The 22111-nt window shown below is 62.2% G+C and carries 23 protein-coding genes, 2 tRNA genes and 1 other RNA gene; 8 read left to right on the top strand and 18 right to left on the bottom strand.

What is annotated here, in order from left to right:
- Window positions 1–2: 2 nt before the first annotated feature.
- Together earP and ffs are read right to left on the bottom strand one after the other, a co-directional pair.
- Complete coding sequence (gene earP / locus KCX70_RS08600) at window positions 3–1142, bottom strand: elongation factor P maturation arginine rhamnosyltransferase EarP (protein ID WP_212619907.1); 1140 nt, start codon at window positions 1140–1142, stop codon at window positions 3–5.
- A gap of 165 nt (window positions 1143–1307) precedes the next feature.
- An RNA gene (ffs, locus tag KCX70_RS08595) (signal recognition particle sRNA small type) lies at window positions 1308–1404 on the bottom strand.
- Between the two features lie 526 nt (window positions 1405–1930).
- Here ffs and KCX70_RS08590 point away from each other — a divergent pair.
- Window positions 1931–2917, top strand: coding sequence for an NAD(P)/FAD-dependent oxidoreductase (locus KCX70_RS08590; RefSeq protein ID WP_212619906.1), 987 nt, complete (start codon window positions 1931–1933; stop codon window positions 2915–2917).
- Window positions 2918–3012: 95 nt separating this feature from the next.
- Here the strand turns inward: KCX70_RS08590 and KCX70_RS08585 are convergent, their stop codons facing one another.
- Window positions 3013–3942, bottom strand: coding sequence for a ZIP family metal transporter (locus KCX70_RS08585; protein WP_212619905.1), 930 nt, complete (start codon window positions 3940–3942; stop codon window positions 3013–3015).
- Between the two features lie 365 nt (window positions 3943–4307).
- Here KCX70_RS08585 and KCX70_RS08580 point away from each other — a divergent pair, with 365 nt between their 5' ends.
- Both KCX70_RS08580 and KCX70_RS08575 read left to right on the top strand, forming a co-directional pair.
- Window positions 4308–5171 (top strand): MBL fold metallo-hydrolase, encoded by an 864-nt coding sequence (locus tag KCX70_RS08580; RefSeq protein ID WP_212619904.1) that lies wholly within the window; start codon window positions 4308–4310, stop codon window positions 5169–5171.
- 63 nt (window positions 5172–5234) lie between these two features.
- A complete protein-coding gene (locus KCX70_RS08575) occupies window positions 5235–7025 on the top strand; it encodes a SulP family inorganic anion transporter (protein WP_212619903.1) in 1791 nt (596 codons plus the stop codon).
- A gap of 90 nt (window positions 7026–7115) precedes the next feature.
- On the opposite strand, the gene KCX70_RS08570 is transcribed toward KCX70_RS08575, so the two are convergent.
- The 6 genes from KCX70_RS08570 to KCX70_RS08545 all read right to left on the bottom strand — a co-directional run bounded on the left by KCX70_RS08570 (window position 7116) and on the right by KCX70_RS08545 (window position 9096).
- The gene (locus KCX70_RS08570; protein WP_212619902.1) at window positions 7116–7316 is read right to left on the bottom strand and encodes a YgaP family membrane protein; all 201 of its coding nucleotides are present in this window, start codon (window positions 7314–7316) and stop codon (window positions 7116–7118) included.
- Window positions 7317–7332: 16 nt separating this feature from the next.
- The gene (locus KCX70_RS08565) at window positions 7333–7752 is read right to left on the bottom strand and encodes a DUF6691 family protein (protein WP_212619901.1); all 420 of its coding nucleotides are present in this window, start codon (window positions 7750–7752) and stop codon (window positions 7333–7335) included.
- A gap of 2 nt (window positions 7753–7754) precedes the next feature.
- Entirely contained in the window at window positions 7755–8189 is a 435-nt protein-coding gene (locus tag KCX70_RS08560; protein ID WP_212619900.1) for a YeeE/YedE family protein, read from the bottom strand.
- The gene (locus KCX70_RS08555; RefSeq protein WP_212620303.1) at window positions 8186–8515 is read right to left on the bottom strand and encodes an ArsR/SmtB family transcription factor; all 330 of its coding nucleotides are present in this window, start codon (window positions 8513–8515) and stop codon (window positions 8186–8188) included. The genes KCX70_RS08560 and KCX70_RS08555 overlap by 4 nt, the downstream gene beginning before the upstream one ends.
- 412 nt (window positions 8516–8927) lie before the next feature.
- Window positions 8928–9003 (bottom strand) — tRNA-Gly (locus KCX70_RS08550).
- A gap of 17 nt (window positions 9004–9020) precedes the next feature.
- A tRNA-Glu gene (locus KCX70_RS08545) sits at window positions 9021–9096 on the bottom strand.
- Between the two features lie 214 nt (window positions 9097–9310).
- Here KCX70_RS08545 and KCX70_RS08540 point away from each other — a divergent pair.
- Together KCX70_RS08540 and KCX70_RS08535 are read left to right on the top strand one after the other, a co-directional pair.
- Complete coding sequence (locus KCX70_RS08540; RefSeq protein ID WP_212619899.1) at window positions 9311–10078, top strand: hypothetical protein; 768 nt, start codon at window positions 9311–9313, stop codon at window positions 10076–10078.
- A 123-nt stretch (window positions 10079–10201) separates the two neighbouring features.
- Window positions 10202–10885: a glutathione S-transferase family protein gene (locus KCX70_RS08535; protein WP_212619898.1), complete on the top strand. Its 684-nt coding sequence runs from the start codon at window positions 10202–10204 to the stop codon at window positions 10883–10885.
- 196 nt (window positions 10886–11081) lie between these two features.
- On the opposite strand, the gene KCX70_RS08530 is transcribed toward KCX70_RS08535, so the two are convergent.
- From KCX70_RS08530 to msrB, 3 genes are all read right to left on the bottom strand, one after another.
- Complete coding sequence (locus KCX70_RS08530) at window positions 11082–11960, bottom strand: ATP-binding protein (RefSeq protein ID WP_212619897.1); 879 nt, start codon at window positions 11958–11960, stop codon at window positions 11082–11084.
- Between the two features lie 69 nt (window positions 11961–12029).
- Window positions 12030–12512, bottom strand: a complete 483-nt coding sequence (locus KCX70_RS08525) for a glutathione peroxidase (protein WP_212619896.1) — start codon at window positions 12510–12512, stop codon at window positions 12030–12032.
- Window positions 12513–12544: 32 nt separating this feature from the next.
- Window positions 12545–12943 (bottom strand): peptide-methionine (R)-S-oxide reductase MsrB, encoded by a 399-nt coding sequence (msrB, locus tag KCX70_RS08520; RefSeq protein ID WP_212619895.1) that lies wholly within the window; start codon window positions 12941–12943, stop codon window positions 12545–12547.
- Between the two features lie 262 nt (window positions 12944–13205).
- On the opposite strand from msrB, the gene KCX70_RS08515 reads away from it, so the two are divergent.
- From KCX70_RS08515 to htpX, 3 genes are all read left to right on the top strand, one after another.
- Window positions 13206–14417, top strand: coding sequence for a pyridoxal phosphate-dependent aminotransferase (locus tag KCX70_RS08515; protein ID WP_212619894.1), 1212 nt, complete (start codon window positions 13206–13208; stop codon window positions 14415–14417).
- Window positions 14418–14423: 6 nt separating this feature from the next.
- On the top strand, window positions 14424–14867 hold the full coding sequence (locus tag KCX70_RS08510) for a hypothetical protein (RefSeq protein ID WP_212619893.1): 444 nt from the start codon (window positions 14424–14426) through the stop codon (window positions 14865–14867).
- 115 nt (window positions 14868–14982) lie between these two features.
- Window positions 14983–15855 (top strand): protease HtpX, encoded by an 873-nt coding sequence (htpX, locus tag KCX70_RS08505; protein ID WP_212619892.1) that lies wholly within the window; start codon window positions 14983–14985, stop codon window positions 15853–15855.
- Window positions 15856–15971: 116 nt separating this feature from the next.
- On the opposite strand, the gene KCX70_RS08500 is transcribed toward htpX, so the two are convergent.
- From KCX70_RS08500 to KCX70_RS08475, 6 genes are all read right to left on the bottom strand, one after another.
- Entirely contained in the window at window positions 15972–16640 is a 669-nt protein-coding gene (locus KCX70_RS08500) for a thiopurine S-methyltransferase (protein ID WP_212619891.1), read from the bottom strand.
- A gap of 61 nt (window positions 16641–16701) precedes the next feature.
- Entirely contained in the window at window positions 16702–18102 is a 1401-nt protein-coding gene (locus KCX70_RS08495) for a sigma-54-dependent transcriptional regulator (RefSeq protein WP_212619890.1), read from the bottom strand.
- Between the two features lie 4 nt (window positions 18103–18106).
- A complete protein-coding gene (locus KCX70_RS08490) occupies window positions 18107–19339 on the bottom strand; it encodes a sensor histidine kinase (RefSeq protein ID WP_212619889.1) in 1233 nt (410 codons plus the stop codon).
- A 69-nt stretch (window positions 19340–19408) separates the two neighbouring features.
- The gene (locus tag KCX70_RS08485) at window positions 19409–20878 is read right to left on the bottom strand and encodes a sigma-54 dependent transcriptional regulator (protein WP_021207765.1); all 1470 of its coding nucleotides are present in this window, start codon (window positions 20876–20878) and stop codon (window positions 19409–19411) included.
- A gap of 355 nt (window positions 20879–21233) precedes the next feature.
- Complete coding sequence (gene fliT, locus KCX70_RS08480) at window positions 21234–21530, bottom strand: flagellar protein FliT (protein WP_021207764.1); 297 nt, start codon at window positions 21528–21530, stop codon at window positions 21234–21236.
- 132 nt (window positions 21531–21662) lie between these two features.
- Window positions 21663–22091: a hypothetical protein gene (locus tag KCX70_RS08475; RefSeq protein ID WP_080656825.1), complete on the bottom strand. Its 429-nt coding sequence runs from the start codon at window positions 22089–22091 to the stop codon at window positions 21663–21665.
- Window positions 22092–22111: the final 20 nt, after the last annotated feature.

Raw genomic sequence — 22111 nt, 5'->3', positions numbered from 1 at the left:
TATCATAGCCAATCTGTGTAAAAAAACACCAGCTTTCCAGCCAGATCGCCATTGGCGACCTGCTTGTGGGTCCAGCGCTCGGCATGCGCGCGCAGCTCAGCCTCGTGCGCGAGCAACGCGGACCAGGCCGCGGCGCTCCCCTCCCCTGCGTTCCAGGCGTGCCAGAACCCTCGCAACGCAGCGGCTGGAGCGGGGTCCAGGTCGTGCAGGTAAAGCTCGAGGAAGGCGTTGAGCTTGTCCCAGTGAGCGTCCTGCTCCTGCGGATAAATGTGCCAGACCAGTGGCCGACCCGCCCATTGCGCACGGATGAACGACTCCTCGCCGCGCACCGCGTTGAAGTCACAACACCATAGCAGCATGTCGTACTGATTCTGCGTCATGAACGGCAGCACCGCGACCTGCAGCGCACCACGGGCATGGCGGTCGCCTGCGCTGAGCGCATCCAGGCCCAGCCAGCTCGCCACGTCACCGAGCACACGCCCTTCGGGCACCAACAGGAGTGACGGCTGCGAGTCGGCGGCCAGTGCGTCGAGCCAGCCGGCGACCGCGCGATTTTCGTAAGCGAACAGCGAGAGCGTGCGCACTCCCGGCGGCACGCTTAGATCGAAGCCCTGCAAAAAGGCTTCGCGCATCGCCGGATCACGCTGGAAGGCCTCGCGCCGCGCCAGCAGATCGCCTTCGCGAATCAAGCCACCTGTGCCCTGCTCGAAGCCAGGAAAGAAAAAGTACTTCTGCAAGCCATCGGGCTGCATCGAAGGCAACGCATGGCAGCCCACCACCCAATCCTCGGCGCTGAGGTATTCCAGGTTGAGCCAGAGGATACGGCGTTCGCTACGGGCCATCGCCTCGATATAGGCAGCAGGCAGTTGGCAGGCGAAGGCTTCGATCACCACATCTGCCGGCTCAGCGCCCGGCCAGTCCGGAGCCCAGTGGCGCACGTCGACGCCCTCATGCCACTGTTGAGCAGCCGTGGCGCTGGTACCCGGGCAAAGCCGGGCGAAGGTGTCTAGATCGTCCACCCACAGCCGCACCCGCTGGTTATGCTCGGCCACCAGCTGCCGCGCCAGGCGCCAGGTCACACCGATGTCGCCGTAGTTATCGACAACGACGCAGAAGATGTCCCAGCTCGCTCTGACCGACAAACCAATGCTCCTCTGAAAGATTTCGCCCGCCCCCTGCTCTCGCCGCGCAGCGACAACGGAATACAAGCGTGATGGCCGTGCGAACGGCAGGCACGACTATTCGCCGGAGCCTAGGGCACCAGGGCGACAAACAAAAGGGGGATAGTAAGACGTTATGGAGGTGAACCCTACCAGCCACACCCCGGCACACAATGTCACCGCTGCGGCTGCTCCCTTCCGGGCCTGACCGGGTTCACGGCTGATCGTTGCGGGGGGACCGGAAGGGCCCACCATAACAAAACCCGCCTGGCGGCGAGCGGCGCCATTGTACCGGCTTATTCCTAACTTACAACCAATCCTTGATGCGCTAACGCATTGAGCCGTCGGGGATTAGTGCGACCGGGATAGCTTGCCGGACGGGTGACGCCCACGGGCAACGCCGAAGCCGAACGCGATAGGCCCGGCCGAACCGAACACAATGAGTGCCGCTTGTTTCGATTTCATGTGCCGTCGATGCGCGGCCAACTACCCATACCACATCCGGACGCCAGCGATGGCGGCCAGCGCACGCCTCTCTCCGATCGAGAGGGGGTCACACGGTGCACCCCCACCGCCCGTCAGCCTGGCTGAAAATTATGTCACCTTGCAGCTTCTATCGACCCGAACCCCTATGCAAAACCTACGGTCTGTTTGAGGATAAGGAGTGCTAAAAGCATGGCCGTTTTCCTCCGGAACGCGGCACCAGGACCGAACGAACCAGCGCAGTTGTCGTGCAGCGGAGTCTGGCGGCGCTATCGAAAGAGGTAAGCATGAGCAAAGCTCCCATCGCCATCGTCGGCACCGGCATTGCAGGACTCTCCGCGGCGCAGGCTCTGCATGCGGCCGGACAGTCCGTCCAGCTGTTCGACAAGAGCCGCGGCCTTGGTGGACGTATGTCCAGCAAGCGCAGCGACGCCGGCCACCTTGACCTTGGCACCCAGTATTTCACTGCACGTGACCGGCGCTTTACCGAGGCCGTGCGGCAATGGCAAAGCGCCGGCTGGGTTGGCGAATGGTCACCCAATCTCTACCAGTCCCACGGCGGCCAATTGTCGCCTTCGGCGGACGAGCAAGTACGCTGGGTCGGCGCGCCACGTATGAGTGCGATCGCCGCCGGGCTGCTCGGCGAGCTGCCAGCCAAGCTGTCGTGCCGCGTCACCGAGGCGTTTCGGGGGGAGGAGTACTGGACGCTGGTCGATGCCGAAGGCAACAACCACGGCCCTTACAGTCAGGTGATCATTGCAATCCCGGCGCCCCAAGCCAGCGCCCTGCTGGCCTCGGCACCAAAGCTGGCCGCCGTTGCCGCCAGCGTGGCCATGGAGCCCACCTGGTCCGTGGCCTTGGGTTTTCCGACACCGCTGGACACCCAGCTCGAGGCCTGTTTCGTTCAGGACGATGCGCTGGATTGGCTGGCGCGCCACCGCAGCAAGCCGGGGCGCGAAGGCTCGCTGGACACCTGGGTCCTGCATGCCAGCAGCGCATGGAGCCGGCAGCATCTGGACCTGTCCCGCGAACTGGTGGTCGAGCAACTGCTCGGTGCCTTTGCCGAGCTGATCGACTGCGTGGTGCCCGCGCCGGAATTCACCCTCGCACATCGTTGGCTCTACGCGCGCCCGACCCAGTCCCATGAATGGGGTGCGCTCGCCGATGCCCATCTCGGTCTGTATGCGTGCGGAGACTGGTGCCTCTCAGGGCGCGTCGAAGGCGCGTGGCTCAGCGGCCAGGAAGCCGCACGGCGGCTGCTCGAGCAGCTATAGCAACCCATCGCTCTCACCCAGGTCGCCACCACGCGTGACGGCCTGGCGAGCGAGCAACAACTCATTCACGCGACCATCAAGCCGATGCAAGGCGCCTAACCCAACGCGGTATCGAGAAACATCATGACCGCGAAACCGCCCATCAACCCGACCGTCGCGGGGGTCTGGTGGCCGTTGCGATGGGTTTCGGGAATCACCTCGTGCGAAACCACGAAGATCATCGCGCCGGCGGCCAATCCGAGACTGATCGGGTAGGCAACGGCCAGTCCGCTGGATATGCCCAGCCCGACCAGAGCACCGAGCGGCTCCATCAAGCCGGACGCAGCAGCGACCACAATCGATCGCCAGGCGGAGAGCCCGGTGGTTCGCAAGGCCAACGCGATGGCCAGCCCTTCGGGAATATCCTGTATGGCAATTGCCGTCGTGAGCGGCAGACCGACGTTCAGATCGCCGTTGGCGAAACTCACGCCGATGGCCATGCCCTCCGGAACGTTGTGCAGAACGATGGCGAACACGAATAGCCAGACCCGGCTCATGCGCTGGTGGTTCGGCCCAAAGGCGCCGGCACTCTCGTGCGCGTGCGGCGTGAAATAGTCCAGCCCGAGCATCAGCAGCACACCGATTCCGAGCCCAGCCACGACGGTCAATGCCGCCAGCACGCCGCTGTCGAACAACTCACGGGCCGCGGCCAGCCCCGGGAGAATCAGCGAGAACGAACTGGCCGCGAGCATCATGCCGGCCGCAAAGCCCAGCATGCTGTCCTGGGTCCGCGTGGAAATGTTGTTCAGCACGACCGCCATCAGCGCGCCCAACGCCGTGGCGACGAAACCCGCACTACCACCGAGCAAGGCGTAGCGGACATTGCTCTCGTTGCCGTTCTGAAATGCGTTATAGCCACTCGCGACCGACAACGATACGACCACCAGCACTGTACCTATCAGGCCAAGCGTGACGATGGGATTTGCCCGAGCGTGCGCGATCCATGCCGCGCGTAGCGTCGCTGCGGCGCTTTGAGTGCTTGCCATGAGTGATGCCCCGAATGATGGTTATCGCCCGCCGCAACCTATGGAGGCGTACAAGCGATCGAGCTGCGGGCGACTTGCGGACATCAGTCCGTCAAGGCACTTCGAGCGTCTTAGGATATGACCATAAGCCACTCGCCGAGTTTGACTGAGCGCTCGGCTGATGCAGGAGCGTGGAGTTCAACGCCGGCAAAACCGTGCTGGATGCACTCATGGACGCCTCGCCCGGGCTAGAAGGCGACAGCGCTGGGCTGGTCTCTCGGCTCATGGCTGACCCGACTTATAACTACAACGTCTAACCATATAACCAAAATCAGGAATATCATCTACCGCAACTATCCCTCCGATCAACCGAGAGGAACTCAGAGATGAACGCCCAGGTTGACGCGTTTTTCGATCCGGCAACTTTCACGTTTAGCTACGTCGTCAGTGATCCAGATACACGCCAGTGCGCTTTGGTCGATTCGGTGCTCGATTACGATCCAGCCACTGGACGCACCTCACATGCCTCCGCCGACCGGCTGATCGCATTCGTGCATGAGCACGGCCTGAACGTGCAGTGGCTCCTCGAAACCCACGTGCATGCGGATCACCTGAGCGCCGCGCCATACCTGAAAGAACGCCTGGGCGGACACCTGGCGATCGGCGACCGGATCACGGTGGTGCAAGAGACGTTCGGCAAGCTGTTCAATGTAGGGGCCGGGTTCGCCACCGACGGACGCCAGTTCGATCACCTGTTCCAAGACGGCGAGGCCTTCCAGGTCGGCGCTATCCAAGCGCGCGCATTGCATACGCCGGGACACACGCCCGCCTGCATGACCTACGTGATCGGCGACGCTGCGTTCGTTGGAGATACGCTGTTCATGCCGGATTACGGCACCGCCCGCTGCGACTTCCCCGGCGGCGACGCGCGGACGCTCTACCGGTCGGTTCAAAAGTTGTTCCAGTTGCCTGGCGAGACGCGGATGTTCATGTGCCATGACTACAGGGCCCCTGGCCGCGAGGACTTTCGCTATGAAACGACCGTCGCCACGGAGCGCGAGCATAACGTGCACATACATGAAGGCGTGACCGAGGACGAGTTCGTGGCAATGCGCACTGCCCGCGATGCCACCCTGGCGATGCCCGCGCTGATCCTGCCATCGGTGCAAATCAACATACGTGGCGGTGAGCTGCCGGCGCCCGAAAGCAACGGCGTACGCTACCTGAAGATCCCTCTCGACGTGCTGTAACAGCCGCCGTAACACACTCAGGCGTTGAGCCGCATCCGAGCGATGCCTCTGGGGAGCACAGCCATGAAGCCACGACTGGCGCGCTATCTGCCCTGCCTGACTTGGGCGAAAGAGTACGATCGCAGCGCTGCGGCCAAGGACAGCCTGGCCGCAGCGATCGTTACCCTGATGCTGATTCCGCAAAGCCTCGCCTACGCCATGCTTGCAGGCCTATCGCCGGTGACGGGGCTTTACGCCAGTATCCTGCCGCTGCTCGCCTATACCCTGTTCGGCACCAGCCGCACCCTGGCAGTCGGCCCGGTCGCCGTGGTATCGCTGATGACGGCAGCGGCGCTGAGCCCCTTGTTCGCGTCAGGCAGTGCCGAATATGCCGGCGCCGCGATGCTCCTGGCCATGCTCTCCGGCGCGATCCTGTTGACGATGGCGGTGCTGCGCCTGGGCTTTCTCGCCAATTTTCTCAGCCACCCGGTGATTTCCGGGTTCATCAGTGCCTCGGGCATTCTGATTGCCCTTGGCCAGCTCAAGCACATCCTCGGCGTCTCCGTTGGCGGCGGGAATGCCCTCGCACTCGTCCCGGGATTGATCGACGCCCTACCGCACGCGCACCTGCCGACGCTGTTAGTGGGCACCGCGAGCTTGCTTTTCCTCTATCTGGTGCGCACCTGGCTGGCCAAGTGGCTGCTGCGCCTGGGTGTGCGACCGGGGCTTGCCGGCACCTTAAGCAGAATCGGGCCTGCCGCCGCCTTGCTACTGGCGATAGGGGCCGTCAGCGTCTTTCGTCTCGCCGATGCCGGGGTACGAGTCGTTGGTGAGGTGCCACGGGGCTTGCCGTCGCTAAGCCTGCCTTCGTGGAATCTGGCGCTCGTGATCGAACTGCTGCCAGCGGCGGTGCTCATCAGCCTGGTGGGCTTCGTCGAATCCGTGTCGGTGGCGCAGACCCTCGCAGCCAAGCGCCGTCAACGCATCGAACCGAATCAGGAGCTGGTCGCCCTGGGCGGCGCCAATATTGCGGCAGCCATGAGCGGCGGGCTCCCGGTAACCGGTGGCTTCGCTCGCTCCGTGGTCAATTTCGATGCCGGCGCTCAGACGCCCTTGGCCGGTGCTTTCACCGCAGCCGGCATCGGAATCACGGTTCTGTTCTTCACCCCGCTGTTCCACAATCTTCCGCACGCCGTATTGGCCGCGACCATCATCGTGGCGGTACTCAGCCTGGTGGATCTGGCAGCGCTGCGGCGCACCTGGCGCTATTCGCCGCAGGACGCCGTCGCCATGGCCGCGACGATGCTCGGCGTCCTCACGGTCGGTGTGGAAAGCGGCATCCTGATGGGAGTCGGCCTATCATTGCTGTTGTTCCTCTGGCGCACCAGCCAGCCTCACGTCGCGGTGGTCGGGCAACTGCCGGGCAGCGAGCATTTCCGCAACATCGAACGCTTCTCCGTGGTGCAAAGCCCAAAGGTACTGTCGGTGCGAGTTGATGAGAGCCTTTACTTCCCCAACGCCCGCTTTCTGGAAGATCGCATTGCCGAACTGATCGGCCGCCACCCCCAAGCCGAACATCTGGTACTGATGTGCCCGGGCGTAAACCTGATCGATGCCAGTGCACTGGACAGCCTGCAAGCGATCACCGCTCGCCTGCATATCGCCGGGGTACAACTGCACCTGTCGGAGGTCAAGGGACCGGTGATGGACCGCCTGCGGCGCACGGACTTTCTGCAGCACTTCGGTGGACAGGTTTTCATCAGCCAGTACGAAGCCTTGCGCGCGCTGGATCCGCAGACCACCCGAAGCGCGCTCGAGCAGCAGCGCGATCACCTTTGCCGCGTGAAGGAGAACGCAAAAGAAGCACGCACATGAGTTCGTCGAACAAGCCCGTCCGTAAAAAAAAAGGCCTGCATTTTGGCCGGCCTTCTGTTGCCCGAACGGGCACGCTGTCAGTGGCTCCGGTCAGGACTTGATATCGCAACGCCTGCAGGTCCCGACTCCGAGCAGCCGGTAGGCCGGACAAAAGCGAAAGGCACCCGTGACCACTAGCAGCACGCCGACCCAACCCCACATGCCAATTACTCCCGCAAGCGCCAACCCGATAAGCGCGAGCCCGATAACGATCCGCAGCGTCCGATCAATGGTTCCGACGTTGGCTTTCATAGCAATGACCTCCCGGTCAGCAAGCGCGCCGGCGTTCCAGCGCAGAAAACAGCAACATGCCGGCCAGCATGGCCAGTACGAACAAGGCGATCTGCCAATGCCCGCTGAGCAAAACCGCGATCGCCGGCCCCGGACAAATGCCTGCAATGCCCCAGCCGATGCCAAACAGCAGGCTGCCGCCGATCAATCGCCCGTCGAGCTCGCGCCGGCTGGGCAACTGCATCGGAGCATCGAGCAGCGAGCGCTCATGCCGTTTAGCCCAGCCGAAGGGCAGCAGCGCCGCTCCAATCGCCCCGAGCATCACCAGCGCCAGCGACGGATCCCAGCCGCCCGCAATATCCAGAAAGCCGATCACCTTCGCCGGGTTAGCCATCCCGGAAAGCAGCAGACCAAGGCCGAACAAGAGGCCGGCCATGAATGAAGTCAGCTTGCGCATAGTCAGCCTCCCAGCAGATGACGGAGGACAAAAACAGTGGCGAAACCGGCGGCCATGAACACCAGGGTCGCCACGACGGAGCGCCTCGACAGTCGCGCGATGCCGCAGACGCCATGGCCGCTCGTGCAACCCGCCCCGTAACGCGTGCCTATGCCGACCAGCAGGCCGGCCACCAGCAACCCAACCCAGCCAGACTGGAACGCCATTACTGGCAGCGCGCCAAAAAGCCCCCACAAGAGCGGCGCGATCAACAAACCGAAAAGAAACAACAGCTTCTCTCCTCGGCCTTCGGCTGCAGGGTCCAGCACGCTGGCAAGCAGGCCGCTGATGCCCGCTATACGGCCATTGAGCAGCACGAACAAACCGGCGGCGGCGCCAATCAACACCCCTCCACCCAGCGCAGCCCAGGGCGTGAAGTGGACCCAATCGATCGTCATTGCTGGTCCCCCTCGCAGAACAGCCGGTACAAGGTTTCGATCACTGCCAACGCCTCCGGGCTGCTGATCCGATAGTGGATCACCTTGCCTTCACGGCGCGTTGCCACCAGCCCTTCGCGCCGCAACACAGCCAGCTGTTGCGACAGCGTGGGTTGCTGGATGCCCAGCAGCTGCTCGAGCTCGCTGACGCTGCGTTCGCTTTGGGACAGCTGGCACAGCAGCAGCAGGCGGTCAGGATTGGCGAGAGCCTTCAACAGCGCCGAGGCGGACGCCGCCTTCGTTTTTAGCTGGTCAATATCAATATCAATATCAAGATCAGGAGTCATGACCGGCCCTACAGTTAAGATAATTACAATATATGATTCTATATATTTACTATCAAGCGGCACGTAAAAGGCCTGGCGGCTGATGGAGACGCTGCTTGTTTCGGTCTTTCGGCATGCCGCGAGTCATGACCTCACGTCCGCGCTTCATGTCGGGACGCAGGATGACAAGTTAAAAAACACCAGGCGCGTGCTGCGCATCAGCGCGCGCCACGCGTAGCGGCAGTCAGCGATACGGCGGGGAGAATTCGAAGCGGGCGCCCAGCAGCCCTGCGCTTCGCAACATGCGGCGCGCACCAGCACAGGATGAGTAGAGAGGGCGAATGCCAGGGGGGCCAGAACGCAGAAACAAAAAAAGCGACCCTTGGGTCGCTTTTCTGCGCTTCGTCACCTTCGATGAGGCTTGAAGCAAATTTGGAGCGGGAAACGAGACTCGAACTCGCGACCCCGACCTTGGCAAGGTCGTGCTCTACCAACTGAGCTATTCCCGCTTGACTTGACGCAATAATGGCGTCCCCTAGGGGACTCGAACCCCTGTTACCGCCGTGAAAGGGCGGTGTCCTAGGCCACTAGACGAAGGGGACGCTGCCCGGAAACTTCAGCTTTCATTCCGGCTTCCAGCGTCTGCGATGTGCTTCTCGCTGCAAGTGGCGCGCATTCTATGGAGCCTACCCAGGGCCGTCAAGCGTCATGTGAAAATTTTTTCCGGCGCCGATCCGGTGGGTAGTGTCGAGCTATCAGCTTGCCATCCAACGCTCTACACTCGGCACAAAACCGTCGGTTAGAGAGGTGCGCCCCGTGTCCCCGGTTCTGATAACAGGATTGGTCATTGCTGGCCTGTTCGTATTGATAGCGATTGGCGTGATCAACCAGATCGTAGAGAAGAACAACCTGGAGAAGGCACGCTTACGCGCCGAACTGAGCGACCGTATGCGCCGTTGCGCCAATCTGTCCGACCAAATGCCAGGGCAGATGATGACGCCGCCGCTCAAGTCGCTGCTGACGCGCCTGGAATTGCACCTGGCTGAACAGCTGCTGCCGCTGGACAAGAAGAACGCGACGCTCAGTACCCGAATCGATGCACTGCGCAGCGCCGTAGCGAAGGGCGACGACATCCCTGTTCCGAATGCGCCGGTCAAGGTGACCACCGAGGCGCAGGCCAAGGAGGTTCGTTTGTTGCTCGAGGATCTGCACGCGCAGATCGTCTGGGCCAACAAGCAACAGCAGCTCGACACCCCGGCGGCCAAGCGTTGGTTGCAGCAGATTCAGCGCATGATGGTCATGCTGCATGTCGAATACTTCACCAACGTAGGTCAACAGGCGTTACAACAAGGCAGTGCGCACAAGGCGCGCCTCGCCTTCGAACGCGGCATTCAGCATATTCGCAAACAGCCAAACCCGGCCGACTACCAGGCCCTATTGAAGCCGCTCGAAGCGCACTACGCCCATGCCAACAAGCTCGAGCAAACGCAACAGCAACCCAAGCTTGACGAGCCCAGCGAGCTGGCCGAAGGTTTGAAAAGCATGGAAAGCGAAGACGACTGGAAGAAAAACAACATCTATTAGGCTGAGACGGGCGTTGCGGAACCAGTAATCGAACCATGCACGGCCGCCGCTCGATGGCGCGGGTGATCGATGCTGGCCTCCCCGTCTTTTTTCGCCGTCACCGTGTCCGCGTGGAGAAACTCGATGTCACTGACTGTATTCGGCGCCCCGCTCTCGCCCTTCGTTCGCAAGGTGCGCCTGTGCCTGCTGGAAAAAGGCTTGGACTATCAACTCGAGATCGTCATGCCTTTCACGCCTCCCGAGTGGTATCTGCAGCTCAATCCGCTGGGGCGCATTCCGGCCATGAAAGATGGTGAGCTCTGCCTGGCCGACTCGAGCGTGATCTGCCAATACCTTGAAGAGACCTACGCGCAGAGTGCTCCGCTGTATGGAAGCAACCCAGTGGAACGTGCGCAAATCCGCTGGCTGGAAAAATACGCCGACTACGAACTCGCCCCGCTGACGACGTTCGGCATTTTCCGCAACCGGGTGCTGAAACCGAGTTCTGGCCATCCGTGCAACGAAGAGAGCGTGCAGAGTGCGCTGACCCAGAAGCTTCCGCCTCACTTCGACTATCTGGAACGCCAGCTCGGCGAGAAGCCGTTCTTCGTGGGCGAACGGTTGTCGATGGCCGACATCACCTTTACCTGCCAACTGATCAACATGGAGCACGGCGGCGAACGGCTCGACGCGGATCGTTGGCCGGCACTGGCTGCGCACTTCGCGAGAATGAAAGAGCGGCCATCGGTACAAAGTGTGCTGCCCAGCGAACAGCGGACCACTGCCAAACTCATCGAAATGGGTAAACAAGCGAGCCAGTCCAGCTGAGGGCTCGCCGTGGCAGGTAGGAGCTTGAAGCCTGGCCCTGAAGCCAAAACGATCAAAAGCTTCGGCCCGAGGTCAGGCCTCCTACATAGCGTTCAAAGCCACGCCACGCCTCTGTTGTCGGAAGCGCGGCAAACGTGCGATAGCGGTCGAATAAGGCGGCAGCGCAAGTTTCGCCAGGGAATTGACCTGCCGCACCTCAGAGCAGATGAATGCCCACCCACTGCCGGGCAAATTGATAGGCGCAGCGGCCGTTGCGATTGCCGCGAGCCGTCGCCCAGCGAATCGCATCCTTCTCCAGCGCGTCATCCCACTTCCAGCTCAGCCCGGCCTGCTCGGCCAGCGAGCCGACCCAATGCCGCACCACGTTCAGGTAATGCTCCTGACTGAAGGGGTAGAACGACAGCCACAGGCCAAAGCGATCCGACAGCGCAATCTTGTCTTCCACCGCCTCGTTGGGGTGCAGTTCGCCATCGATCATCTGCCAGTTTTCGTTATCGCTCTGCCGCTCGGGCACCAGATGTCGTCGATTAGAGGTGGCGTACAGCAGCACGTTCTCTGGCGCGCGCTCCAGAGAACCGTCCAAAACACTTTTCAGCACGCGGTAATCGCCTTCGCCGGCCTCGAACGAAAGGTCGTCGCAGAACACGACGAAATACTGCGGCTGCCCGGAAAGCTGATCGACGACCTTCGGCAGGTCCGCCAGATGATCGCGCTCGATTTCGATCAGACGCAGCCCCGCTGAAGCATGCTCGGCCAGGAGCGCGCGGATCAGCGAGGATTTGCCCGTGCCACGCGCGCCCCAGAGCAGGACGTGATTGGCGGGCAATCCTGAAACGAACTGGCGGGTATTGCTGGACAGCAGCTCCCGCTGGCGGTCGATGCCGATCAGATCGGCCAGCTTCAGGTCGAGCGAGACGCTCAGTGGCTGCAGATAACCACCCTGCCCTTCGCGGTGCCAGCGTGCGGCGAGACTGGCGGCCCAGTCGATCGGCGCTCTCGGCGCCGGCAGCAACGGCTCCAGACGCGTCATCAGCGCCTCAGCACGCTGCAAAAAAGCTTTCAGCTCGACATCCATTGAAGCGACTCCAGACAAAAAAATGCAGTAAAAGCTGCCGCGCCACTCAGGCACGGCACAGCGGGGCAATCACAGCCACGCCTCGATGCGCGACGCCAACGCTTCCGGCGGCGTACGCGAGGAGAAGCGCTCCACTGTCCGGCCTTCATCGGCAATCAGAAACTTGGTGAAGTTCCACTTGATGGCCTTGCTGCCGAGCAAGCCCGGCGCACGCTTTTTCAGGGCTGCGAACAAGGGATGGGCGTCGCCGCCATTGATCAGCACCTTGGCGAACAGCGGAAAGCTGACGCCGAAGTTGCGCTCGCAAAAGGCAGCGATCTGCTCCTCGTCGCCCGGCTCCTGGTGGCCGAACTGGTCGCAGGGAAAGCCCAGCACCACGAGCCCTTGCTTACGGTAGCGCGTCCAAAGCGCTTCAAGCCCCTTGTACTGAGGAGTGAAACCGCACTTGCTGGCCGTATTGACCACGAGCATCGCCTTGGCATTGAAATCGGCCAGCGTCGTCTGCTGCCCATCGATGGTGGTGCAGGGAATTTCAAGCAGTGGATCGCGCATGGCGGCACCTGATGATGCGTTGCGATGGCCGTTCAGGCCTCGCGCGGCTTGTGATTGAGCGATACCGAGTTGATGCAGTAGCGCAGGCCGGTGGGCGCCGGGCCGTCCGGAAAGACATGCCCCAGATGGGCATCGCAGCGAGCACATTTGACCTCGATACGGTGCATGCCGTGGCTGAAGTCATCGAGGCTGCGGATGGCGGTGTCGCTGACCGGCTGAAAGTAGCTCGGCCAGCCGCAGCCGGAATCGAACTTGGCGTCCGAATCGAACAATGGCGCGTCACAGCAGGCGCAGTGATAGATACCCGGGGCCTTGGTCTCGTTGTATTTACCAGTGAACGGACGTTCGGTCGCGCCGAGTCGACAGATCTGGAATTGCTCGTCGGAAAGTTCTTCACGCCAGGCCTCGAGCGGTTTTTCAAGCTTGTCCATCGGTAACCTCCTAAGGGTCTGTCCCGTTTCGCCGCAACCCGAGGGCCGGGCCGGCGTGGCCGCGAGCGAAAGCGGAAACAGAGGCGCTCTTAAATAAGGCGGATCTGTACCTTTTCCGAGGATCGGGCCGCACGTATGATGCGTTGCTCTTAGACGCCTAGTCTGGCAGCGGGGTTTCCGGCTGCCAAGGCGCCCGGGTTCATGCCAAACGACGCCAGCCATCAAGAGCCGGGCGCGTCTTCACTTCGGGACATTCAGGATCATGCAGGTCAGCAAATCGAACAAGCTCGCCAATGTCTGCTACGACATCCGTGGGCCAGTGCTCAAGCACGCCAAACGCCTGGAAGAGGAAGGCCATCGCATCCTCAAGCTGAACATCGGCAATCCGGCGCCGTTCGGTTTCGAAGCCCCTGAAGAAATCTTGCAGGACGTGATCCGCAATCTGCCGACCGCGCAGGGCTACAGCGATTCGAAAGGCCTGTTCAGCGCGCGTAAGGCGATCATGCAGTACTACCAGCAAAAGCAGGTGGACGGCGTAACCATCGAGGACATCTACCTCGGCAACGGCGTCTCCGAGCTGATCGTGATGTCGATGCAGGCGCTGCTCAACAACGGCGACGAAGTGCTGATTCCCGCCCCGGATTATCCGTTGTGGACAGCCGCAGTGAGCCTTGCTGGCGGCAAGCCGGTGCATTACCTGTGCGACGAGCAAGCCAACTGGTGGCCGGACCTGGCCGACATCAAGGCCAAGATCACGCCGAACACCAAGGCACTGGTGCTGATCAACCCGAACAACCCGACCGGTGCCGTGTACCCGCGCGAAGTGCTCGAGGGCATGGTCGAGCTGGCGCGCCAGCACAAGCTGGTGCTGTTCTCCGACGAGATCTACGACAAGATCCTCTACGATGACGCCGTCCATGTCTGCACCGCCTCGCTGGCACCAGACGTGCTCTGCCTGACCTTCAATGGTTTGTCGAAGTCATACCGCGTCGCCGGCTTCCGCTCCGGCTGGGTGGTGATCACCGGTCCGAAGCATAAGGCGCAAAGCTATATCGAAGGCATCGACATCCTGGCCAACATGCGGCTGTGCGCCAACGTGCCGTCACAACATGCGATCCAGACCGCGTTGGGCGGCTATCAGAGTATCAACGACCTGGTACTGCCGCCGGGCCGGCTGCTCGAACAACGCAACCGCACCTGGGAACTGCTCAACGACATCCCGGGGGTCAGCTGCGTCAAGCCGATGGGTGCGCTCTATGCCTTCCCGCGGATCGACCCCAAGGTCTGCCCGATCCACAACGACGAAAAGTTCGTGCTCGATCTGCTGCTGTCGGAAAAGCTGCTGATCGTCCAGGGCACCGCCTTCAACTGGCCCTGGCCGGACCACTTCCGGGTCGTCACCCTGCCCCGCGTCGACGACCTCGAGCAGGCGATCGGCCGCATCGGCGGCTTCCTGAAGACCTATAGCCAGTAAGCATCGATGGATCTGCAGGTCGACGACTTCTACCACGACGCCGCCGCCGGCCTGCTGATGCTCTATCAGGCGTTCCCGCGCAAGATCACGCTTTACGTCGACGATCTGATTGGCCATGAAGAGCCAGACGAGTTCGGCCTGCCCAGCACACGCCACCAGAGCTGCCTGGGCGCGCTGATATGGCTGGCCGATGAGGGCTATCTGCGCTTCGAAAGCACCATCCAGTTTCTCGCCATCGACCAGGCGACGCTGACCGAGAAGGCCTTTCTGCGCTTGACCAGCAGCCTCTCCGAGCCCGCCAACGACCACGACAGCCTGCCCGCCAGCGTGCGCCGCGTACGGTCGAGCCTGGCCTATCAGCTACGCCAGGCATTGCGCGAAGGGCATGGCGAGCGCCTCGCGCAGCTGACACGCCACCTCTTGAGCCAGCCATCGCCCCGCCGCGTCTGAGCGCGCCGACACGGCAGGCGACATAGCTTGAAATAGTCGCCCGGTTGAATAGCGCCGACCCGCACCTTATATAGCCTATCGTTCTTTACTGTTCCTCTTGGAGTTTGCCGCAAATATGATGCGCATTTTCTTGTTCCTGGCCACTAACCTGGCTGTATTGGTCGTTGCCAGCATCACCCTGAAGCTGCTCGGAGTGGATCGTTACACCGGTCAGAACTACGGCAGCCTGCTGGCGTTCTGTGCCGTCTTTGGCTTCGCCGGCGCGCTGGTCTCGCTGTTCATCTCCAAGTGGATGGCGAAGATGAGCACGCGGACCGAGATTATCAGCCAGCCCCGCACGCGCCATGAGCAGTGGCTGCTGCAAACGGTCGAGCAGCTGTCCCGCGAAGCCGGGATCAAGATGCCCGAAGTTGGTATCTTCCCCGCCTACGAAGCCAACGCGTTCGCGACCGGCTGGAACAAGAACGACGCACTGGTAGCGGTCAGCCAGGGCTTGCTCGAGCGTTTTTCGCCAGATGAAGTCAAGGCGGTCCTCGCTCATGAAATCGGCCACGTGTCCAACGGCGACATGGTAACGCTTGCCCTGATCCAAGGCGTGGTGAATACCTTTGTCATGTTCTTCGCGCGGATCTTCGGCAGCTTCGTGGACCGCGCCATCCTGAAGAACGAGGACGGCCACGGCATTGGCTATTTCATCGCAACCATCTTTGCCGAGCTGGTGCTGGGCATCCTCGCCAGCATCATCGTCATGTGGTTCTCGCGTAAACGCGAATTCCGCGCCGACGAGGCCGGTGCGCAGCTGGCGGGTACCCGTGCCATGATCGGGGCGCTTCAGCGCCTGCAGGCGGAACAGGGCGTTCCGGTCGATATGCCCGACAGCCTCAAGGCATTCAGCATCAACGGCGCCCTGCGCAACGGCCTGGCCGGGTTGCTGATGACCCACCCGTCGCTGGAAGACCGTATCGAAGCCCTGCGTCAGCGCGGCTGATCAACGGATCGAGACAAGGGCGGCATCAGCCGCCCTTTTTATTGAGGTCTTACTTGGGATGTCCTGGGCGCCGTTGCTCCGCGCCCGTCAACGCTCAACGCTTCCCACTGGCGTCATTAGCGCGCTAGATGCGCTTCAAGCCGATAGCAGCTCTCTTCCAAACGCGTCAGCCCACGCTGTAGAAACTTCCAGTTGCGTTCGTCGAGCACGTTCGCCCGTTCCAGCAACTCGACTCGCCAACGCCTACCCAACGCTTGCTGGACCTCCGCATCGCTCACGGCGAAGGGCGGACCCGACATCTGCTCCTGCGGGTAATCCAACGTAACCAGAAGGCCTCGGCAGTTCGACGGCAGGATGTTCCCAAGGTGCTCGACATAGCGCCTACGCATGGTCTCCGGGAGCGCAATCAGCGCAGCGCGGTCGTAGACCGCCTGGCAGTCGGAAACGTCGTCTGCGCTGAGCGCGAAGAAATCACCACAACGGATCTCCAGCGTCCCGGCACGATAGACCCGAAAGTCGCCCTCCACGCTGACTTCGGCGCCGAGGTCGTGCTCACGGAAGAAATCCTCCACGGCGCCCTCGCTCAATTCCACCCCAAGCACCGCATGGCCTTGTTGGGCCAGCCACGCCATATCGAGACTCTTGCCGCATAGCGGCACCAGCACCCGAACGCCATCGGCCAGCCGCAGATCCGGCCAGTGACGGCGTAGATAAGGGTTGACCTCGATCAGATGGAAACCGATTTCGTTGCGTGCCCAACGTCGTTGCCAGAAGCCTTCGTCCACACCTACACCCTCGTCAGCGCTGATGACGGTAGCTTATCAGAGCCGCGTTGCAGCGCTCGATTCAGGCCCGGCGCAGAGCCGACTCGGTGTCTACGCCAGCGTCACGCATCTGCGCCAGCTTGTAACGCAGGGTGCGCGCGCTGATGCCCAGTCGATCGGCAGTCTCCTTGCGCCGCCCGCGCTCGCTGCGCAGCGTATCGAGGATCAGTTCGAACTCTCGGCGACGAAGGTCGTCGCCAAGGGCGCCGGCCGCCTCGGTCTGCGCAGGAGGCGACATGGGCAAGCGGACTACCGGCACCGCAGGGCTCGATACGCTACCGAGCGTGGCGCCGACCGCAGCGGTCAGGCAAAGATCGGCTGGCATGATCGCGCCGCCTTGCTGCAGGATCAGCGCCCGTTGAATGGCGTTATCCAACTCGCGTACGTTGCCCGGCCAAGCATGTTCGATGAGGCACTGGCACGCCTCGTCACTGAGGCGCACGCCGGTTTGGCGCATCTTGCCCGCATGATTGCGCAACAGCCGCTCGGCAAGCGGCACGATATCCGCCCGTCGCTCACGCAGCGGCGGCCAGGCAAGCGGAAAGACCGAAAGGCGGTAGAAGAGGTCCTCTCGAAAGCGCCCGCTGCGCACCTCCTCAGCCAGATCTCGATTGGTGGTGGCAAGGATGCGAATATCCAGCGCTATCGGCTTGCGTCCCCCGACGCGCTCGACCTCGCGCTCCTGTAGCACGCGCAGCAGTTTGGCTTGCAGCGCCAATGGCATCTCGGATATTTCATCGAGCAGCAGCGTCCCGCCTTCGGCCAGCTCGAACTTACCCGGCTGCATCGCGATGGCGCCGGTGAAGGCGCCTTTCTCGTGGCCGAACAGCGTCGCCTCGAGCATGTTGTCCGGGATCGCTGCGCAATTGATAGCGATGAATGGTTTGTTGGCGCGGCTGGATTGCTGGTGGATGTAGCGGGCCAGCACCTCTTTACCGGTGCCTGATTCACCGGAAACCAGCACGGTCGAGTCACTCTGCGCGACCCGCGCCGCCAGCGCGAGCAACTGGCGGCTCGCCGGCTCGACCGCCACCGGCCCCTCGGCATCCGCTGCACCAAGCTGCCCGCAAGCATGCCGGGCGACCAACTCGAGCAGGACCTTCGGTTCGAACGGCTTGACCAGATAATCCACCGCCCCCTGGCGCATTGCCTCTACTGCCCGCTCCACCGCGCCGTATGCGGTCATCAGCAAGACAGGCACCTGCGGATAACGCTGGCGGACCAGTACCTGCAGCGCATGGCCGTCCATACCCGGCATGTTGACGTCGCTGACGACGAGGCCGAAGTCTTGTTTGTTCAGCGCCAGCAGTGCAGCTTCTGCGCTGTCCACCGCCAGGTAGCGATAGCCGCCGAGCTCAAGCGTGTCGCCCAGAGCCTCTCGCAAAGCGCGGTCGTCTTCGACCAACAGAATCGTTGCGGTCATGGATCTACTCCGAAATGGACGGCACAGCCGCCGGCAGCAGCGGCAGCTGCAACAAGGCACGGGTGCCCCGGCCGGGCTTGGAGCGCAGGCTGAGCGCGCCCGAATGAGCACGCGCCACCGATTTGACGACAGCCAGGCCCAGCCCTGTGCCGGTCGCACGGGTCGTGAAGAACGGCTCACCGAGTCGCGTCAGGGTCGCGGCATCCATTCCAGCCCCGCTGTCACTGACGCTGACGTACAGCCATGACGCCCGCGCATACAGATGTACCTTCAGCCGAGGCGCGTCGGTCGCAGCCTGGAGGGCGTTCTCGATCAGATTGAGCAACGCCCCGACCAAGGTGTCGCGGTTGCACAGCAGCGAACCGTCGCAGGCATCGCACTGCCAACGGACCGCAACGCCGTCCAGCCGAACGGCAGCCGCGGCATGCAGGGCGTTCATCAAGTCGGCAGGGGCCAGGCGATCCTCCAGTGGCAGGTCGCCGCGCGCAAACACGAGCATGTCGCGGACCTGATGCTCCAGTTCGTTCAGACGGTCCTTCAACCGCCCGGCGAAGCGTTGCTGGTGTTCAGCCGATAACCCGCCCTGCTCCAGATGGCTGGCATAAAGCAGCGCAGTGGAAAGCGGTGTGCGGATCTGGTGGGCCAGCGAAGCCACCATCCGACCGAGCGCGGACAAGCGCTCATGACGTGCCAGCTGCTCCTGCAGCCGGCGGGTCTCGGTCAGATCCGTCAGCAGTACCAGCTGGCCTGGCTCGCCATTGAGCGAGCGCGTGGCGATGGACAGGCGTCGCCCGTCCTTCAGCGAAATTTCGTGACCATCGTCTCTGCGTGGGGCGAAGCTGCGAGCGATCACCTCGCGCCAAAGCGTACCTTCGAGCGGCGCGCCAAGGAGCTCCAAGGCTACCGGGTTAGCTTCACGAACCACGCCCTGACCGTCGATGACGACGACGCCACCGGGCAGCAGATCCAACAGGCTCTGTAAGCGTCTGGCCAGGCGCTCTTTTTCGTCGAACGCCTGCAGCTCCTTGGCGCTGGTTTCGGCCAACTGCCCTTTCAGCTCGGCGACACGTGCCTGTAACAGCTGTTGAGATTCACCCAGGCGCCCGGATACGCGCGCAATCAGCTCGATCGATTGTTCAAGCTCGGCAGGCGATTCGCCAGGGGGCGGAGGCAACGCTGATGAAGCGGACGCTGAAGTCACTGCACTATCCGTCAAAAGATGGTCGGTGCAGCTCATCCAGCAAGGATCATGCCTGGCGGTTTTCCACGAGGGAGCCACGCAGCCGATCGGCTGCGTGGTGGGTACTTACTCGTCGAGATCGTCGTCGCGACGGTTCATGCCGTACTTTCGCATCTTCTCCACCAGCGTGGTGCGTCGGATGCGCAGGCGCTCGGCGGCGCGCGCAACGACGCCGTTGGCATCGTCAAGGGCCTGCTGGATAAGCCCTTGTTCCAGATTGCCCAGATAATCTTTCAGATCGAGCCCCTCGGCGGGCAGCATCGCATGCGCATCCGCGCTAACGATGGGTGCAGTGATTGCCGCGCGCTCTTCCATCTCGTCGTGCATGCCAATGGCGTACTGCTCGTCGTCGTCGTCGACATGGCGGAATTTCTTCGGCAGCTCCATCACGCCGATGACCCCGTAGGGGTGCATGATCGCCATGCGCTCGACCAGGTTGGCCAGCTCACGGACATTACCTGGCCAATCGTGACGGCACAGCGACATGATCGCCGCGGAGTTGAAGCGAATCGAGCCGCGCTTTTCATGTTCCATGCGCGATATGAGCTCGTTCATCAGCAAGGGAATGTCTTCAATGCGCTCGCGCAGAGGCGCCATTTCGATCGGAAAGACATTGAGGCGGTAATACAGATCCTCGCGGAAACTCCCGTCGACGATCATCTTTTCCAGGTCCTTGTGGGTCGCAGCGATGATGCGCACATCGGCATTCTGCGTTCGGTTGCTGCCCACGCGCTCGAATGTGCGCTCCTGCAGCACCCGCAGCAACTTGACCTGCATCGGTAGCGGCATGTCGCCAATTTCGTCGAGGAACAGCGTGCCCCCTTCGGCTAGCTCGAAACGACCGGCCCGGGAGGTGATAGCGCCGGTGAACGCCCCCTTCTCATGACCGAACAGTTCGCTTTCCAACAGCTCGGCAGGAATCGCTCCACAGTTGACCGGAACGAACGGCCCGCCACGGCGCTTGGAGTGATAGTGGAGATTGCGCGCGACGACTTCCTTGCCAGTACCCGACTCACCGAGGATCAGTACACTCGCCTCGGTGTCGGCGACCTGCTGCATCATCTGCCGGACATGTTGTACAGCGCGGCTGGTGCCTACCAGGCTGCGAAACAGATTGGGCTCGCGTTGCCGCCCGCGCGCCTTGGCCTGGTCGTTCATTTCCCGGTAGACCTGGGCCCGGTGGAGCGAATCGAGCAGCTTGTTATAGCTCGGCGGCATCTCCAGGCTGGTCAACACACGGCGACGGATCTCGTCGGGCCAATCCGCCGGCACGGGTTCGCCGATCAGCATGAGCGGCAAGTTCTCGTCCCACTTGCTGATCTGCTTGAGCAGCTCCACCGCCCCGCCCTTGGCCGACACATCGCCAAGCATCACGCCTAGCACGCTGCGGCTCGACTCCAGCGCACCGACTACGTCCTGCCACTCGTTGCTAGCGCAGGCCAGATGATCCTCGCTCAGAAAATTGAGAATGACCGCCAAGTCACGGCGACGGTCATGGTCGTCATCTATCAACAAAATCTTGGTTTCACGCCACATCTTGTTTATAGCTCTAGAGGCTGAAAGGAAGCCTGCGCTCGTCTCGTAGAGACGGCCACATCGTCGGCAGATAGTCGGTAGTTAATTAAAAAAAACGACTCGAGTCAAATTTATGACGTGATTCAACGACAAAAGTATAGAGAAGGTCGCTGAGTATTGATGCAGAACAGGAAAATGCACTGCAAGCGCGCTCGGTCTGCCGGAGTCGATCACCCGGATCATGGACGTCTTCGAATCCATTAGCCACGTTACGGGCAATTCGAGTTCCGAGGCGAAAGTTCCGGCTGCGAGAGTTGCACCGCGGTTGGCGATAGGCTGTTGTTTATAGCGCCAGCATCGGAAGGCTAGCCAGCGCTCAGCCGAACAGCTTGTATACCTGTGCGCCTTGCCGGGATTGATTGAGCTGTCGCAGCTCGTCGGCAATCCGCTGCTGCTCGGTCTGGCAGGTTGTGACCAGTTCACGATAGAGCCCTACCAGCTCCTGCAAGCCCTCGCGAATAGCCGGCGCGTCCTCGGCAGATGCAGCCACCGCGGCTTCGACAACCTGTCGGCATTGCAGATCCAGAACGCTGATGGCAGTCCAGTCTTGATGGGCCAAGGCATCACGCAGCGCATTGCCGGTTTCCTCAAGACGTTTGACTGCTGCACTCATGGACTCGCTCCGGGTGAAGAATGACGATGGTTACGCCTGCGCGGCTGGCTAGCTCGCTGTACCTGAAACCCTTATCGGCAGCCACCGACGCGCCTTTAATGCCGAAGGTCGGTAGTCGCCAGCTCGGCGGAATCAGTGCAGCCCGCGCAATCCGGTCGGAACGCTGGGCGGCGCGACCGGCTCCCAGGGGCCGTCCGGGCGCCCGGCGCAGTACCAATCGCCATCCCAGCGGTAATACAGGCGCTCCCGGTAGAACAGGTCCCGCCCCTCAACAACATAGACGCCCAAGCGATTGTCCCAGTGCGCAGCCGCATGAGGAGGTGGCGCATAGCGTGGATGGCTCTTCTGAGTCGCCGGTGGACGTGGCGCCGGCGGCGTACGCACCGGTGGCGGTGTGACGGCCGGCTCACGCGGTACCGGGGCCGGCGGGATCGGCCGATTAGTGGGCTCGGACGTCTGGTAAGGATTGCCGGCGCAGGCTCCCAACAGCAAGGCGAGCGCCGTTACGCTCGCTAGCCGGGACAACCGAAAAGCCGCTGACGGAAACGAATCGCTCGCCATTGTTCTGCCTCTGGGCCCTG

It is taken from the genome of Stutzerimonas stutzeri (genome assembly GCF_018138085.1).
GTDB classification, from domain to species: Bacteria; Pseudomonadota; Gammaproteobacteria; order Pseudomonadales; family Pseudomonadaceae; genus Stutzerimonas; species Stutzerimonas stutzeri_AI.
This window is presented reverse-complemented; position numbering and strand designations above follow the sequence as displayed.

Bases quoted from the DNA above. Each gene is read 5' to 3' on its own strand.
- KCX70_RS08590 (WP_212619906.1), top strand. From the start codon at position 1,931: ATGAGCAAAGCTCCCATCGCCATCGTCGGCACCGGCATTGCAGGACTC.
- KCX70_RS08585 (WP_212619905.1), bottom strand. From the start codon at position 3,942: ATGGCAAGCACTCAAAGCGCCGCAGCGACGCTACGCGCGGCATGGATC.
- KCX70_RS08580 (WP_212619904.1), top strand. From the start codon at position 4,308: ATGAACGCCCAGGTTGACGCGTTTTTCGATCCGGCAACTTTCACGTTT.
- KCX70_RS08575 (WP_212619903.1), top strand. From the start codon at position 5,235: ATGAAGCCACGACTGGCGCGCTATCTGCCCTGCCTGACTTGGGCGAAA.
- KCX70_RS08570 (WP_212619902.1), bottom strand. From the start codon at position 7,316: ATGAAAGCCAACGTCGGAACCATTGATCGGACGCTGCGGATCGTTATC.
- KCX70_RS08565 (WP_212619901.1), bottom strand. From the start codon at position 7,752: ATGCGCAAGCTGACTTCATTCATGGCCGGCCTCTTGTTCGGCCTTGGT.
- KCX70_RS08560 (WP_212619900.1), bottom strand. From the start codon at position 8,189: ATGACGATCGATTGGGTCCACTTCACGCCCTGGGCTGCGCTGGGTGGA.
- KCX70_RS08555 (WP_212620303.1), bottom strand. From the start codon at position 8,515: ATGACTCCTGATCTTGATATTGATATTGATATTGACCAGCTAAAAACG.
- KCX70_RS08535 (WP_212619898.1), top strand. From the start codon at position 10,202: ATGTCACTGACTGTATTCGGCGCCCCGCTCTCGCCCTTCGTTCGCAAG.
- KCX70_RS08530 (WP_212619897.1), bottom strand. From the start codon at position 11,960: ATGGATGTCGAGCTGAAAGCTTTTTTGCAGCGTGCTGAGGCGCTGATG.
- KCX70_RS08525 (WP_212619896.1), bottom strand. From the start codon at position 12,512: ATGCGCGATCCACTGCTTGAAATTCCCTGCACCACCATCGATGGGCAG.
- msrB (WP_212619895.1), bottom strand. From the start codon at position 12,943: ATGGACAAGCTTGAAAAACCGCTCGAGGCCTGGCGTGAAGAACTTTCC.
- KCX70_RS08515 (WP_212619894.1), top strand. From the start codon at position 13,206: ATGCAGGTCAGCAAATCGAACAAGCTCGCCAATGTCTGCTACGACATC.
- KCX70_RS08510 (WP_212619893.1), top strand. From the start codon at position 14,424: ATGGATCTGCAGGTCGACGACTTCTACCACGACGCCGCCGCCGGCCTG.
- htpX (WP_212619892.1), top strand. From the start codon at position 14,983: ATGATGCGCATTTTCTTGTTCCTGGCCACTAACCTGGCTGTATTGGTC.
- KCX70_RS08495 (WP_212619890.1), bottom strand. From the start codon at position 18,102: ATGACCGCAACGATTCTGTTGGTCGAAGACGACCGCGCTTTGCGAGAG.
- KCX70_RS08490 (WP_212619889.1), bottom strand. From the start codon at position 19,339: ATGAGCTGCACCGACCATCTTTTGACGGATAGTGCAGTGACTTCAGCG.
- KCX70_RS08485 (WP_021207765.1), bottom strand. From the start codon at position 20,878: ATGTGGCGTGAAACCAAGATTTTGTTGATAGATGACGACCATGACCGT.
- fliT (WP_021207764.1), bottom strand. From the start codon at position 21,530: ATGAGTGCAGCAGTCAAACGTCTTGAGGAAACCGGCAATGCGCTGCGT.
- KCX70_RS08475 (WP_080656825.1), bottom strand. From the start codon at position 22,091: ATGGCGAGCGATTCGTTTCCGTCAGCGGCTTTTCGGTTGTCCCGGCTA.